This window comes from Tersicoccus sp. Bi-70 (assembly GCF_001968825.1).
In the GTDB taxonomy this organism is placed as follows: Bacteria; Actinomycetota; Actinomycetes; order Actinomycetales; family Micrococcaceae; genus Tersicoccus.
The window spans coordinates 380273-393582 of the sequence record NZ_MIEU01000011.1 but is presented as its reverse complement, the minus strand read 5'-3'; the positions used below and the strand labels follow the sequence as shown (position 1 = coordinate 393582).

The 13310-nt window shown below is 73.3% G+C and carries 14 protein-coding genes and 1 riboswitch; of the genes, 5 read left to right on the top strand and 9 right to left on the bottom strand.

Annotation, left to right across the window (positions count from 1 at the left end):
* Positions 1-66: 66 nt before the first annotated feature.
* From BGP79_RS08405 to BGP79_RS08390, 4 genes are all read left to right on the top strand, one after another.
* Positions 67-888 carry a methyltransferase domain-containing protein gene (locus tag BGP79_RS08405; protein ID WP_076694489.1) on the top strand — a complete coding sequence of 274 codons (822 nt, stop codon included), beginning with the start codon at positions 67-69 and terminating at the stop codon, positions 886-888.
* Positions 889-998: 110 nt separating this feature from the next.
* Positions 999-1535: a low molecular weight protein-tyrosine-phosphatase gene (locus BGP79_RS08400; protein WP_076694487.1), complete on the top strand. Its 537-nt coding sequence runs from the start codon at positions 999-1001 to the stop codon at positions 1533-1535.
* A complete protein-coding gene (locus tag BGP79_RS08395) occupies positions 1532-2116 on the top strand; it encodes a hypothetical protein (RefSeq protein ID WP_076694486.1) in 585 nt (194 codons plus the stop codon). Before BGP79_RS08400 ends, BGP79_RS08395 begins: the two co-directional genes overlap by 4 nt.
* A gap of 49 nt (positions 2117-2165) precedes the next feature.
* Entirely contained in the window at positions 2166-3047 is an 882-nt protein-coding gene (locus tag BGP79_RS08390) for an aminodeoxychorismate lyase (RefSeq protein WP_076694484.1), read from the top strand.
* A gap of 60 nt (positions 3048-3107) precedes the next feature.
* Here the strand turns inward: BGP79_RS08390 and BGP79_RS08385 are convergent, their stop codons facing one another.
* The 3 genes from BGP79_RS08385 to BGP79_RS08375 are packed head-to-tail and all read right to left on the bottom strand — an operon-like array spanning position 3108 to position 6237.
* The gene (locus BGP79_RS08385) at positions 3108-3929 is read right to left on the bottom strand and encodes an energy-coupling factor transporter transmembrane protein EcfT (RefSeq protein WP_076694483.1); all 822 of its coding nucleotides are present in this window, start codon (positions 3927-3929) and stop codon (positions 3108-3110) included.
* Positions 3926-5623: an ABC transporter ATP-binding protein gene (locus BGP79_RS08380; protein WP_076694807.1), complete on the bottom strand. Its 1698-nt coding sequence runs from the start codon at positions 5621-5623 to the stop codon at positions 3926-3928. The genes BGP79_RS08385 and BGP79_RS08380 overlap by 4 nt, the downstream gene beginning before the upstream one ends.
* On the bottom strand, positions 5620-6237 hold the full coding sequence (locus tag BGP79_RS08375; RefSeq protein ID WP_076694481.1) for an ECF transporter S component: 618 nt from the start codon (positions 6235-6237) through the stop codon (positions 5620-5622). The genes BGP79_RS08380 and BGP79_RS08375 overlap by 4 nt, the downstream gene beginning before the upstream one ends.
* Before the next feature lie 36 nt (positions 6238-6273).
* Positions 6274-6421: riboswitch (TPP riboswitch) on the bottom strand.
* Positions 6422-6496: 75 nt separating this feature from the next.
* On the opposite strand from BGP79_RS08375, the gene BGP79_RS08370 reads away from it, so the two are divergent.
* Positions 6497-6757: a DUF4235 domain-containing protein gene (locus BGP79_RS08370; RefSeq protein WP_076694480.1), complete on the top strand. Its 261-nt coding sequence runs from the start codon at positions 6497-6499 to the stop codon at positions 6755-6757.
* A 22-nt stretch (positions 6758-6779) separates the two neighbouring features.
* Here the strand turns inward: BGP79_RS08370 and mnhG are convergent, their stop codons facing one another.
* The 6 genes from mnhG to BGP79_RS08340 form a co-directional block, all read right to left on the bottom strand.
* Positions 6780-7229, bottom strand: a complete 450-nt coding sequence (gene mnhG, locus BGP79_RS08365) for a monovalent cation/H(+) antiporter subunit G (RefSeq protein WP_076694478.1) — start codon at positions 7227-7229, stop codon at positions 6780-6782.
* A gap of 70 nt (positions 7230-7299) precedes the next feature.
* Complete coding sequence (locus tag BGP79_RS08360; RefSeq protein WP_076694476.1) at positions 7300-7560, bottom strand: monovalent cation/H+ antiporter complex subunit F; 261 nt, start codon at positions 7558-7560, stop codon at positions 7300-7302.
* Entirely contained in the window at positions 7557-8120 is a 564-nt protein-coding gene (locus BGP79_RS08355; RefSeq protein WP_076694475.1) for a Na+/H+ antiporter subunit E, read from the bottom strand. Before BGP79_RS08355 ends, BGP79_RS08360 begins: the two co-directional genes overlap by 4 nt.
* Complete coding sequence (locus tag BGP79_RS08350) at positions 8117-9739, bottom strand: Na+/H+ antiporter subunit D (RefSeq protein ID WP_076694473.1); 1623 nt, start codon at positions 9737-9739, stop codon at positions 8117-8119. The genes BGP79_RS08355 and BGP79_RS08350 overlap by 4 nt, the downstream gene beginning before the upstream one ends.
* Positions 9736-10263 (bottom strand): Na(+)/H(+) antiporter subunit C, encoded by a 528-nt coding sequence (locus tag BGP79_RS08345; protein WP_083701704.1) that lies wholly within the window; start codon positions 10261-10263, stop codon positions 9736-9738. Before BGP79_RS08345 ends, BGP79_RS08350 begins: the two co-directional genes overlap by 4 nt.
* Positions 10260-13205: a Na+/H+ antiporter subunit A gene (locus BGP79_RS08340; protein WP_076694472.1), complete on the bottom strand. Its 2946-nt coding sequence runs from the start codon at positions 13203-13205 to the stop codon at positions 10260-10262. Before BGP79_RS08340 ends, BGP79_RS08345 begins: the two co-directional genes overlap by 4 nt.
* Between the last annotated feature and the right edge of the window lie 105 nt (positions 13206-13310).

Here is a 13310-nt window from a genome sequence, read left to right as displayed (position 1 = left end):
CCGAAGGAAACAACGGGTGACCTCTGGTCGACCGCGATGTGACCGGCTTTCAACACAGGGATGACAATGACGTCAGGATCACCGACGGCGCCTCCGGGTGTGCCGCGGTACACCCACGGCCACCACGAGAGCGTGCTGCGCTCGCACCGGTGGCGCACCGCCGAGAACTCGGCGGCCTATCTGCTGCCCCGGCTGACCCCCGGCATGAGCGTGCTCGACGTCGGGTGCGGGCCGGGCACCATCACCCGTGACCTCGCGGAGCGGGTGGCTCCGGGCGAGGTGATCGGGCTCGACAGTGCCGCCGATGTGCTGGACACGGCGGCCGCGCAGCCGGGGCCGCCGAACCTGCACTGGCGGCTCGGCGACGTGCTGGACCTGCCGTTCGCGGACGACCGCTTCGACGTCGTGCACGCCCACCAGGTGCTCCAGCACCTCACCGAACCGGTGCGCGCCCTGCGCTCGATGCGCCGCGTGCTGCGCCCGGGCGGCGTGATCGCCGTCCGCGACGCCGACTACCAGGCGATGTCCTGGTTCCCGCAGGTGCCCGAGCTCGACGAGTGGATGAGCCTGTACCAGCGGATCGCGCGGTCCAACGGTGCCGAGCCCGATGCCGGACGCCGGCTGCTGTCCTGGCTGCACCAGGCGGGGCTGACGGACGTCACCGTCACGGCGAGCACGTGGTGCTACACGGGCGACGAGCGGCGGTGGTGGGCCGAGCTGTGGTCGGACCGGATCACCCGGTCGGCCTTCGCCGACCAGGCCGTCCAGCGCGGGTTCGCCTCGCACCTCTATCTCGAGCGTCTCTCCCAGGGGTGGCGGCAGTGGGCGGAGAACCCGGACGCCGTGTTCCTCGTGCCCAGCGTCGAGGTCCTCGCCGTCCACCACTGACGGCGCTGGCGTTCGACCCGTCGGGCGGCGAGCTTCGATCCGTCGGGCGGCGAGCGCCGACCGACGGGCGGCGGCCGCGACGGGGCAGGAGGGCTGGGTACGGTGGAGACATGTTCCGGGTGATGACCGTCTGCACCGGCAATATCTGCCGCTCCCCCATGGCCGAGTACCTGCTGCGCCGCGCGCTCGAGCAGGAAGGCCTCGAGGACGACGTCGAGGTCACCTCCGCCGGTACCTCGCGCTGGGAGAGCGGCAACCCCGTCGACCCGCGAGCGCGTGCCGTGCTGCTGGCCGACGGCATCGAGGCCGTGGACCACCGGGCGCGGGAGTTCGACCCGGGGTGGTTCCCCGACCTCGATCTCGTGCTCGCGATGGACGTCGACCACCTGGACGACCTGCGGGAGCTCGCGCCGGACCCGCAGGAGGCGGACAAGGTCCACCTGTTCCGGGAATTCATGGACGAGTACTCCGCCGCATACTCCTCCGAGCACACCGCCGGGGCCGACCCGCGGCACGCGGGCATCAGCGACCCCTGGTACGGCACGGACGCGGACTTCGAGCAGACCCACCGGCTCATCACCGAGGCACTGCCCTCCCTCGTCGCCTGGATCCGCGACCACCGGAACGCCGGGGCATCGCGCCGGTGAGTCCGGCCGGCCGCACCCGGCTGATCGGGGTCGACGGGCGCTCCGGCGCCGGCAAGACCACCCTGGCCGACCGGTTGGCCGCCGCTCTGGCGGAGGGCGGCGCGCCGCTCCCGGTCGGCGTCTTCCACCTCGAGGAGCTCTATCCCGGTTGGGACGGGCTCGACGCCGGGATGGAGCAGTACCGCCGCAGCGTGCTGGAATCGCTCACCGCCGGACGACCGGCCCGATGGACCGACTGGGACTGGGTGCACGACCGACCCGGGCGGACCCACGTCATCGACCCGGGCGGCCTGCTGATCGCCGAGGGCGTCGGCGTCGGGCACGCGGCGGCCCGGCCGCTGCTGGACGCCCTGGTCTGGGTCGAGGTCCCTGCCGCCGAACGCCGGGAGCGGGCCCTGGCACGGGACGGCGATCTCTATCGACCCCACTGGGCGCGCTGGGCCGCCCAGGAGGACAGCTGGCTGGAGACGGACGACGTCGCGGCGGCCGCGGACGTCGTCGTGACCGGCGACCCCGGCGTCCACGAGATCGCCCGCCGGCTGATGGCCCGTCTGCACGCCGTGGACCCGGGCCCGCGGTGACGCGATCCGCGTCCGCCGGGGACGAGCACCCCGGCACTACTGTGAGGTCATGAGCGCCCTCGTCCTGCTGAACCCTGACGATCCGGACGGCCGCGTCGCCGATCCCGACGCCCCGCAGCTGCTCGTCACCGACCTCGGCGTCGTCCGCGGCGACGGCATCTTCGAGACGCTGCTGGCGGTGGACGGCCGTCCCCTGCAGCTGGACGCCCACCTGGACCGGCTCGTGTCCTCCGCCGACGCGCTCGACCTCACCCTGCCCGACGGCGCGCACTGGCGCGCCGCGATCGACACCGGGCTGGCCGAGTTCGCCCGCCGTCACGGCGAGGTCGACGCGATGATCCGGCTGGTCGGCACCCGCGGCGTCGCCGCCGACGGACCGCCCAGCTGCTGGGTGTACCTGCAGCCGGTGCCGCCGCGCGACCGCGAGCAGCGCGACCGCGGGCTCGACATCGTCCTGCTGGACCGCGGCTACTCCAGCGAGGCGGCCTCGGTGGCGCCGTGGCTGCTGCTCGGCTCGAAGACCACGTCCTACGCCGTGAACATGGCCGCGCTGCGGCACGCGCACCGGCAGGGGGCGGACGACGCCATCTTCGTCAGCTCCGACGGGCGGGTGCTCGAGGGTCCGACGTCGACCGTGCTGATCGCCCGCACGCGGGACGGCGTGCGCGAACTGGTCACGCCGCTGCTGCGCAGCGGCATCCTCGCCGGCACCACGCAGGGCGCCCTGTTCGCCACCGCCGAGCCGGCCGGCTGGCAGCTCGGCTACGGCCCCCTGACGCCGGAGGACCTGCACGGCAACGACGGCGTGTGGCTCGCCTCGAGCGTCCGGCTGCTCGCGCCCATCCGCCGCGTCGACGGCCGGGAGATCCCGGTCAGCCCCGAGCTGACCGAGGAACTGACGGAGCTGCTGCTCACCGCGACCCGCCGCTGACGACGCGGCCCGTCGCGGCGGGCCGTCGGGCAGTCCGGCAGTCGGGCGGTCGGGCAGGATCTAGAGGATCGGGTTCCAGGTGCCGGCGAGCACGGCGGCGGTGACGGCGACCGCCGCCAGCAGGACACCGCCGGCGACGACGAGGGCGTCCGACGGGTGGAACGTCGACAGCCGCGCCCATGTGCGCCGGCCCGTCCCGAAGCCGCGGGCCTCCATCGTGATCGCCAGCCGCCCGGCCCGGCGGATCGCCTGGACGAGCAGCGCCACCGTCTGACCGGCACCGGCGCGCGCCCGGCTCACCACCCGGGCCGGCCCGCGCCCGGTCCCCGCTCCGACCCCGCGTGCCCGGCGGGCCATCGTCAGCGTCGACCACTCCTGCACCAGCAGCCCGACGAGTCGCATCGCCGCGAGTGCTCCGAGGACGAACCGGTGCGGCAGGTGGAGGCGCTGGGCGAGGGCGTCCGCGAGATCGGTCGGATCGGTGGTGGCCAGCAGCATGATGCCCGGCACCGCGAGCGCCAGCCCGCGCAGGGCGATCCCGACGCCGGCGGTCAACGCCCCCGCCGTGAGGGCGAACGGGCCGGCCTGGAGCAGCACGCTGCCCGACGGCGGCGCCAGCACGGTGGTGCCGTAGCCGGAGATCAGGGCGGCGACCAGGATCGGCCAGCCCCGCCGCAGCAGCGTGCGCAGCCGGAGACCCGCCAGGGGCAGCAGGGCCAGTTCCCCGACGAGGGCGACGCCGGCGCACACCGGATCGGTCGTGGCCAGCAGGGCCACGGTCAGCACGAGGGCCGCGGCGAGCTTGGCCAGCGGGTGGGCCCTGGCGAGCACCGACCGGTCCCGCGCCGGACGGGTTCCGGCCGGGGCTGCGGTCGCCGTCATCGCGTGCCCGCCCGCGTCGGGTCCGCGGCGGTCGGGTTCGCGGCGGTCGGGTTCGCGGCGGTCGGGTTCGGGCTCGGGGTCGGGCCTGGCGGACGCGCCGTCGGCCCGGGGAGCTCGAGTCGGTCGCCTCCGAGCACGGCGGTGAACGCCTCGTCGTGGGTCACGGAGACGACCGCGCGGCCCTCGTCCAGCAGCCCGGTCAGCAGCTCGGCGAGCTGCCGCCAGGTGACGGCGTCCTGCCCGAACGTCGGCTCGTCGAGGACGACGACGCGCGGGCTCGCGGCGAGCACGGTGGCGACCGAGAGCCGCCGCTTCTCGCCGCCGGAGAGCGTGAACGGGTTGGCGGCGGCGAGGTGGGACAGACGCAGCCGCTCGAGCAGCTCGTCGACCCGCGCGTCCAGGGCGGACCCGCTCGGGGCCCGACCGGCACGTCCGGCGGCGTGCCGCGGCCCGAAGGCGAGTTCGTCCCGCACCGTGGTGGTGACGAACTGGTGCTCGGGTTCCTGGAACACGGTGCCGATCCGGCCGATCAGCTCGCCCGCATCCCAGTGGATCGGCTCGGCACCGGCGGCGCCGGCGAGCGCGGGCGTCGCCGTCACCTCACCGGCGGCGGGCGGCAGCAGCCCGGCGAGCGTGAGCGCGAGGGTGGACTTCCCGGCACCGTTCGGGCCGGTGACGCTCAGGGCCCGACCGGCCGCGAGGCTGACGTCGATGCCGTCGGCGGCGATGTCGATCGCGGGACGCGGGTCGGGGCGGCCGGCGCGGCGACGCCGCCCCGACCTCCGGTCCGCCGCCTGCCGGCTGACGGCGAGGTCCCGTGCGGTCAGCAGCGTCTCGCCGGGCAGCATCTCGCCGGGGCCCGTGCCACCTGACCCGGCACCGGTGAGCCCACGGCGGGGCAGCTCCGGTTCGTGCCCGGGCACCCAGATGCCGGCCGCCGCGAGGTCGGCGCCGTGCTCCGCGAGGATCCGGTCGATCGGCCCGTCGTGGGTGACGCCGGTCCTCCCGTCGGTCCCGGCGGCGAGGACGACGACGCGGTCCACGACCGGCGCCCACACCGCGACACGGTGCTCGACGACGACGAGGGTGGAGCCGGTCGCGTCCAGGGCCGCCGCGACCGCGTCGCGGACCTGCAGCACCCCGGCCGGGTCCAGGTTGGCCGTCGGCTCGTCCAGCAGCAGCAGGCCGGGAGCCATCGCCAGCAGCCCGGCCAGTCCGAGCCGCTGCTGCTGACCGCCCGAGAGCGCCCCGGTGGGGTGGTCCAGCGGCAGGGCGAGCCCGACGGCGTCGAGCGCGTCCCGCACGCGCGGCCAGATCAGCTCGCGCGGGACCGCGAGGTTCTCCGGGCCGAAGGCGACGTCGTCGCCCAACCGGGAGAGCACGATCTGCGCCTCGGGGTCCTGCTGGAGCAGTCCGGCGCGGCCGCGGGCCTCGAGCGCGGGAACGCCGTCGACCAGCAGCGCACCACGGGACTCGGCGTCCTGCGGGTCGAGCAGCCCGGCGAGGCCGTGCAGCACCGTCGACTTGCCGGCGCCCGAGGGCCCGAGCAGGAGCACCCGCTCCCCCGGCTCGATCCGCAGGTCGAGGCCGTCGACGGCCGCGGCCCGACGGCCGCCGTGCCGCCAGCCCCACCCGCGCGCCTCGACCGCGGCCGGCCGGGGCGCGGAGCCGGACCGCTGCGGCGCAGTGTTCAGACCCGCTCCCGTGCCGCGCGGCCGGAGGCGAGGCCACCGAGCACGCCCGTGCCGGCGAGGGCCCGCACGATCAGCCAGCTCACCAGTCCGGCGATCACCAGACCGGAGACGCCGGCCAGGACGGCGTACAGCACCTGCCAGCCACCGGCCCATTCGACGTTGTACAGCGCGTTCTCGCTGATGCCCATGGCCAGGCCGGAGACCAGGCCGGCGAGCAGCGCGACCCCGAGGCCGAACCGGCGGTACCGGAACAGCGCGAAGACGATCTCGGCGCCGAGGCCCTGGATCAGGCCGGAGAGGATGACGGTGAGCCCGAAGTGCGTGCCGAGAACGCCCTCGACGCACGCGGCGAGCAGTTCGCAGTACAGCGCGGCGCCGGGCTTGCGGATGATGAGTCCGCCGATCACCCCGGCGATCAGCCACCCGCCGCCGTAGAGGCCGCCGAGCGGCGGGAAGGCGGCGGTCGCGACGGCGACGGCCGCGTACCCCTGGCTCCACGCCCAGAAGACGACGCCGCAGGCGACGGCGACGACGGACGCGACGATGATGTCGATGACGCGCCAGCCGCGACGGGCGGTGGTGGGGGCGGCAGCGAACTCGCTGGATGTGCTCATGTGAATCCTCCTGGTATCAGGAGGGGGAAGCTCGTGGCTTCGAGAAACTCGACTCCCTAGCGCCGGTACTGACCGGATCAGGTTCGAGGGTCTGCGGCGGTCCGCACTCTCAGCGCCGGCCGCGTCGCCCGACCGGGTCCGAGAACCCGGCGGACGAGCAGGAGGCGCTCCCCTGTCGTTGTGCGCATCAGTCTACCCGGCGGCACGCAGTAGGCTGATGAGCGATCGAACGACATCGAGGGAAGGGGAGAAACACGCGATGGATACCGTCGTCAAACTCGCAGGAACCGGTCTGTCGATCGGCGCCGTCATGGTCGCGAACAAGCTGCTCACCGCCGGCTGGCAGAAGGTCGTCGGCAAGGAGCCGCCGACCAAGCCGGGCGACCGGGACGACGACACCGTCAAGGAGATCCTGGCCTGGGCCGTGCTGACCACCATCGTCAGCACCGCGATCAAGTTCGGGGTGGCCAAGTCGACCCAGCGTGCCGCCCGCTCGATGCGGGACCCGCGCGAGGTCTGAGCCCCCTCCCCGACAGTCCCGTTCAGGAGCCGTGAGACGGCGGATCGACAGCGGTCGATCCGCCGTCGTCGTGTCCGGCGCGGTCCCGCTCGTCCGACTCGGCGTCCCGGGACCGCCGGTCGCGGGCGGCGCCGGCACCCTGCACGACGTCGCGCAGTTCGTCGATGACGACGTCGCCGTGGTCGACGCGCCGGGTGCGGTAACCGGCCCGGGCCACCATGTGGCCACCGACCGGGATGGTCAGCAGCTGGAAGATCCACATCAGCACGAGCAGGGGCACGAGCGCCCACGCGTGCAGCGCGAGGGCGAGGGCGAGCAGGAGGAGCAGCAGCCCGAAGACCTGCGGTTTCGTCGCCGCGTGCATGCGCGTGAGCAGGTCCGGGAACGTGAACAGGCCGATCGCCGCGGCCAGCGACATCGAAGCGCCGACCACCATGAGCACGGCGGCGATGCCGTCCAGGATCTCGTTCACCGGTTCTCCTGACCGCTCACGTTGCGCCGTCCGACCTGTCCATCCCGGGTGATCCCCGCTCGCACCGGCCTCACCGCCGCGACGCCACGAACCGGGCGACGGTCACCGAGCCGATGAAGCCGACGATGGTGATGGTCGCGATCAGAGGAACCGAGTCGATGCTGTGCCGGTAGACGGCGTCGACGATCACCGCCGAGACGATGATGACGAGCAGCACGTCCGCGGCGAGCACCCGGTCCAGCAGGGACGGCCCGCGGCCGAGCCGGTAGATGGCTCCGGCGGTGGCGATCACGAGCATGACCGCACTGATCACGACGGCGACGAACATCATGCGGTGCCTCCGATCCGGGCGCGCTCGGCGGTACCGAGGCGCTCGAGTTCCTCCCGCGAGCCCATCATCTTGATCAGCCGCGCCTCGGTGCCCCGGACCGTCTCCCGCACGCGGTCCGCGTCCGCCGGTGTCGACACGTCCAGGCAGTGCAGGTAGAGGGTCGACCCGGCCCGGTCCACCTCGACGACCACCGATCCGGGCACGAGACCCGTCACGCTCGCGGTCGCGGTGATGATCAGGTCCGAGTGGGTGCGCAGGGGCACCGCGATGAGCGAACTGCGGACCGTCCGGCCGCGGAACACGGCGATGGCGAACACGTGGAAGCTCGCGATCGCCAGCTCGCGCAGGAACTCGAGGACGGCGATGAGCATCTGCACCACGTTGAACCGGCCGCCCAGCTGCACCGGGGGCAGGTAGAAGGTGTGCACGACGACGAGCGCGACCACCGCGCCGAACACCAGGGTGCCGAGGCTGAAGTCCTGCCACAGGGCACCCCACACCAGCACCAGCCAGACGAGCAGCGGCGCCTCGGTGCGCAGGGAGATGCGTTGCCGGCTCATCGGTCCGCCGCCCCGGCGCCGAGCACGGACTCGATGTACGGGGTCCGGTCCAGCATCGACTGGGCCGCCGAGTCCGCGAGGCCGAACAGCGGGCCGGCCACGACGGTCAGCGCCACGCCGACGGCGACGATCCCCACCGTCACCCCGACCATCCCGCTGGGCAGCAGCCGCGTGGACTCCGCGCCCGCCCAGCGGCCCTTCGGGGCGTCCATCACCATGGCGCTGGTCCGCACGGACCGGCCGTCCTCCCGGGTGGCCAGCAGCACCGGGTCCGGGTACTCGGCGTCCTTCGGGCTGCGCCAGAACACGCGGTTCCACACCCGGGCCAGAGCCAGCAGGGTCAGCAGGGAGACGGCGACGCTCGCGACGACGAGGGTGAGGGCCAGCGGGCTGCCGTCCTGCACGCCCGCCTGCAGCAGCCCCAGCTTGCCGAGGAACCCGGAGAACGGCGGGATGCCGCCCAGATTCATCGCGGGGATGAAGTACAGCACCGCCAGCACGGGCGCGATCCGCGCCATCCCGCCCAGACGGTCGATCGCCGTCGTCCCGCCCCGGCGTTCGATCAGCCCGGCGACGAGGAACAGCGCGGTCTGCACGACGATGTGGTGGACCACGTAGTAGATGGTCGCGCCGAGGCCGACGCGGGAGGAGAGGGCGAGGCCGAAGATCATGTAGCCGATGTGGCTGACCAGGGTGAACGAGAGCAGACGTTTGATGTCCGTCTGCGCGAGCGCGCCGAGGATGCCAACCACCAGGGTGAACAGGGCCACCACCATGAGCAGGGCGTTGAGCTCGTCGCCCGGGAACAGCAGCGTTTCGAGCCGCACGATGGCGTAGACGCCGACCTTGGTCAGCAGCCCGGCGAACACGGCCGTCACGGGGGCGGGCGCCGTCGGGTACGAGTCGGGCAGCCAGAAGGAGAGCGGGAAGACGGCGGCCTTGATGCCGAACGCGACGAGCAGCATCAGGTGCAGCAGGGTCTGGGTGCCGGGGTCCAGGTGGGAGACCTCGACGGCGATGTCCGCGAGGTTGACCGTGCCGGTGGCCGCGTACACCAGGGCGATGGCGATCAGGAACAGCATCGAGGAGATGACGCTGACGACGACGTAGGTGACGCCGGCCCGGATCCGCGGGGACGTGCCGCCGAGCGTGATGAGCACGTAGCTCGCGGTCAGCAGGATCTCGAAACCGACGTAGAGGTTGAACAGGTCTCCGGCGAGGAACGCGTTGGACACCCCGGCCACGAGGATGAGGAACGCCGGGTGGAACACCGAGATCGGCTCCTCCTCCTCACCGCCCGCGGCGCCCTGCGCGGTCGCGTAGACAAGGACCGCGAGGCTGACGACGCTGGAGACCACGAGCATCAGCGCGGAGAACTGGTCCACGACCATCACGATGCCGAAGGGCGCCGGCCAGCCGCCGAGCTCGACGGCCCGCGGCCCCTGGTCCCACGAGTTCGCGAGCAGGACGCACTCCAGCAGCAGCGTGGCGGCCAGGACGCTGTTGGACATGATGGCCTGCGCACGCCGCCGGCGGATCAGCAGGAACGCGAACGCCGCCCCGAGGAAGGGCAGGACGACGGCGAGCGGCGCCAGGGAGACGAGGCTGAAGCCGGTCATGCGTCCACCCCCCGGTGGGGCTCGTCGGCGTGACCCGCGGCGCGCGCGGCGTCGGCGTGGCCGGGCCGGCCGGGCCGTTCGTCCTGGTCCTCCAGCGGCGTCTCCGTGGCCCCGGTGAACTCCGAGGTGTCGTACGGGATGACGGCGTCCTCCTCCCGCTGGAAGCTGGGTTGGTGGGCCACGCGGCGGTCCTCGATGTCGTCCTGCACCTCGTCCTGGCGCGCGAGCATCCAGGACCGGTAGATGACGCCGAGCAGGAACGCCGTGACCGCGAAGCTGATCACGATGGCCGTGAGGGTCAGGGCCTGCGGCACCGGGTCGGTGTACGCGTGCGGGTCCGTGCCCGAGACGATCAGCGGGGCCTTCCCCGCGACGCCCGCCGTCGTCAGCAGCAGCAGGTTGGTGGCGTTGGTGATGAGGATGAGGCCGAGCATCACGCGGGTGAGGGAGCGCTCGAGCAGCAGGTAGACGCCGCACGCGTAGAGGGCACCCATGACGATCAGCAGGGTCAGGTTGATGCTCACCGGTGCCCCACCTCCGCCAGGGCGGGTGACTCCTCGCTGCGCCGGTCCACCTCGGCGCCGAGGCTGCGCAGCACGTCGAGAACGAGGCCGACCACCACCAGGTACACCCCGATGTCGAACAGGGTCGAGGTGACGAGCTTGACGTGCCCGAAGACGATCCAGTCCATCTCGATGATCGCCGTCTGGAACACCTCCCCGCCGAAGAACAGCGGCAGGACGCCGGAGACGCAGGCGATGGTCAGGCCCACGCCGAGCAGCTGCCCGGCCGTGAGCACGGTGGCCTCGGCCAGTTCGTACCGGCCGCCGGCCAGGTAGCGCACCGCCAGGGCGAGGCCGGCCACCAGGCCGCCGGCGAAGCCACCGCCTGGGGCGTTGTGGCCGTTGAGCAGCAGGAAGACCGAGAACAGCACCATGGTGTGGAAGATCAGTCGCGTCATCACCTCGAAGAGGATCGAGCGCCGCTCGGGGGCGAGGGTGCGCCCGGCCACCAGCCACGGCTCCCGGTCCGAGTCCGCGAACCGGCGGGCGACGTCCAGCCGGGCGGACCCGGTGGACGTGCTGCGGCCGACGGAGCCGATCTGCTCGGCGGTCGCCCGCTGCAGGGGCCGGCCCCGGCCGTGCACGAACACCAGGGACGCGACACCGGTGGCGGCGGCCGCGAGCACGGTGATCTCCCCGAAGGTGTCCCACGCCCGGATGTCCACGAGGGTCACGTTGACGATGTTCAGCCCGCCGCCGCCGCGATAGGCGAGGTCCGGGAACGCCAGCGAGATGGGCTCCGCGGTGCGGGCCGCCATCGCGGTCGCCGCGACGAACACCATGCCGCCGCCGACCGCCAGCGCCAGGATCAGCCGGCCCACCCGGAAGCTGGACGGGGCGCGGCGCCACAGCCGGGCCGGCAGCACCCGCAGGGCGAGGACGAGGGCGACGAGGACGATGGTCTCCACGAGCATCTGCGTGAGCGCCAGGTCCGGAGCGCCCTGCAGGGCGAAGATCACGACCATGCCGTACCCGGTGACCGAGACCATCAGGACGGCGAGGAACCGCTTGGACGCCCGGGTGGCGGCCACGGCACCGAAGACGATGCCGGCGCCGACGGCGATCTGGACGGGGCTGTCCGCGAGCAGCCACTGCGGGGTGCCGCCGGGTCCCCGCGCCGCGCTGCCGGCCGGTCCCCCCGCGAGGGCGGCGGCGCCGACGGAGGCGACCACGAACACGCTGAGGATGATGAACAGGTAGAAGACCAGCGAACCCCGCTGGGTGCGGCCGGTGGTCCATACCGCGACGATGTCGAGGACGTTGACGACGTCGCGGTAGACGACGTCGGCCGCTCGCATCCGGGGCAGCGCGGCCTGCACCCGCTCCACCCGTTCACGGAGCAGCACCAGGGTGAGCCCGAGGGCGAGCGTGATCGCGGTCAGCCCGAGCGCGGCGGTGAACCCGTGCCACAGCGCCAGGTACGGATCGGGCCCGTGCGCGGGAAACGCCTGCAGGTACGGCCCGATCCAGGCGTTGATCGGTGCCGGCCAGAGCCCGTACAGCACGGTCGCCACGGCCAGCACCACGGGGGCGGCGAGGAAGAGCGGGGACGGGGCGGGGAAGTCGATGGGTTCGAGGCCACGCTTGGTGGCGAAGGCGCCCCACAGGAACCGGCCGCTGTACGCGACGGTCAGCACGGAGCCGGCGACGATGCCGATCAGGCCGAGCAGGCCCCAGATCCCGTCGACCTCCGCGGCGTGGACGAACGCCTCGTAGGCGGACTCCTTCGCCACGAACCCGCCGAGGAAGGGGATGCCGGCCATCGAGGCGGCACCGACGACGCCGACGACGGCGAGCAGGGGCGCCTGGGCCCCGACGCCGCTGAGCCGGCGCACGTCGCGGGTGCCGGCCTGGTGGTCGATGATGCCGACGACGAGGAACAGCGTGGCCTTGAACAGGCCGTGGGCGAGGACGAGCGCGAGCCCGGCGAGCGCGGTCTCCCGGGAACCGGCCCCGGCGTTGAGCGCGAGGAAGCCGAGCTGGCTGACGGTGCCGTACGCCAGGATCAGCTTGATGTCCGTCTGGCGCAGGGCCGCCCAGCCGCCGAGCAGCATCGTCCCGGCGCCGACGATCAGCAGCAGCCACCGCCACAGCGGGCTCTCCCCGAACACCGGCGCGAACAGGGCGACCAGGTAGATCCCGGCCTTGACCATGGCGGCGGCGTGGAGGTAGGCGCTGACCGGGGTGGGGGCGGCCATCGCGCCGGGCAGCCAGAAGTGGAACGGCAGCAGCGCGGACTTGGTGATCGCCCCGGCGAGGATCAGCACGAGCGCGATCCCGATCGCCGGGCCGTGCTCGAGCAGGGCCGGCCCGAGGGCGAGCAGCGCCGAGATGCGGTACGTGCCGGCGACGGTGCCGAGCACGATCAGCCCCACCAGCATCGCGAGGCCGCCCGCCGTCGTCACCACGAGGGCCTGCAGCGCGGAGCGACGGGCGGAGAGCTTGTTCCGGTTGTAGCCGATCAGCAGGTACGACAGGATCGTCGTGATCTCCCAGAACACGAAGAGCAGGATCAGATCGTCCGCGACGACGAGGCCGACCATCGCGCCGGAGAAGGCGAGCAGCTGCGCCCCGAAGGCGGGCAGCGACGGGTCGTCCCGGTGGAAGTAGCGGGTGCAGTAGAGCAGCACGAGGGCGCCGACGCCGAGGATCAGCAGGCAGAAGAGCCAGCTCAGGGCGTCCATCCGGAACTCGAGGGCCAGGTCCAGCTGCGGCACCCACGGCACGCCCTGGCGGATCGCGGCACCGGGACCGGCGTGGGTGGGCCCGTACTGCGTGAGCAGCCACACGAGGCTGCCGGCCGGGACCGCGGCGAGGACGCCGAAGCCGACGGTGCGCCCGGCACGGAAGAGGAGAGGGGCGGCGAGGGCGACGACCGCGTGGATCGCGAGGACGACGATCACGGCACCCTCCTCGCGTTCACTCGACGGCGCCCGTCCGGCGTCGTGGCCCCCTTCCAGCAGCCGTCACGGGCCCGCACGGAGCGGGAATCGGACGGTGGGCGGAGG

What these genes read in the sequence shown, in the direction of transcription:
- BGP79_RS08405 (WP_076694489.1), top strand. Translation starts at nt 67, where the DNA reads ATGACGTCAGGATCACCGACGGCGCCTCCGGGTGTGCCGCGGTACACC.
- BGP79_RS08400 (WP_076694487.1), top strand. Translation starts at nt 999, where the DNA reads ATGTTCCGGGTGATGACCGTCTGCACCGGCAATATCTGCCGCTCCCCC.
- BGP79_RS08390 (WP_076694484.1), top strand. Translation starts at nt 2,166, where the DNA reads ATGAGCGCCCTCGTCCTGCTGAACCCTGACGATCCGGACGGCCGCGTC.
- BGP79_RS08385 (WP_076694483.1), bottom strand. Translation starts at nt 3,929, where the DNA reads ATGACGGCGACCGCAGCCCCGGCCGGAACCCGTCCGGCGCGGGACCGG.
- BGP79_RS08375 (WP_076694481.1), bottom strand. Translation starts at nt 6,237, where the DNA reads ATGAGCACATCCAGCGAGTTCGCTGCCGCCCCCACCACCGCCCGTCGC.
- BGP79_RS08370 (WP_076694480.1), top strand. Translation starts at nt 6,497, where the DNA reads ATGGATACCGTCGTCAAACTCGCAGGAACCGGTCTGTCGATCGGCGCC.
- BGP79_RS08360 (WP_076694476.1), bottom strand. Translation starts at nt 7,560, where the DNA reads ATGATGTTCGTCGCCGTCGTGATCAGTGCGGTCATGCTCGTGATCGCC.
- BGP79_RS08355 (WP_076694475.1), bottom strand. Translation starts at nt 8,120, where the DNA reads ATGAGCCGGCAACGCATCTCCCTGCGCACCGAGGCGCCGCTGCTCGTC.
- BGP79_RS08350 (WP_076694473.1), bottom strand. Translation starts at nt 9,739, where the DNA reads ATGACCGGCTTCAGCCTCGTCTCCCTGGCGCCGCTCGCCGTCGTCCTG.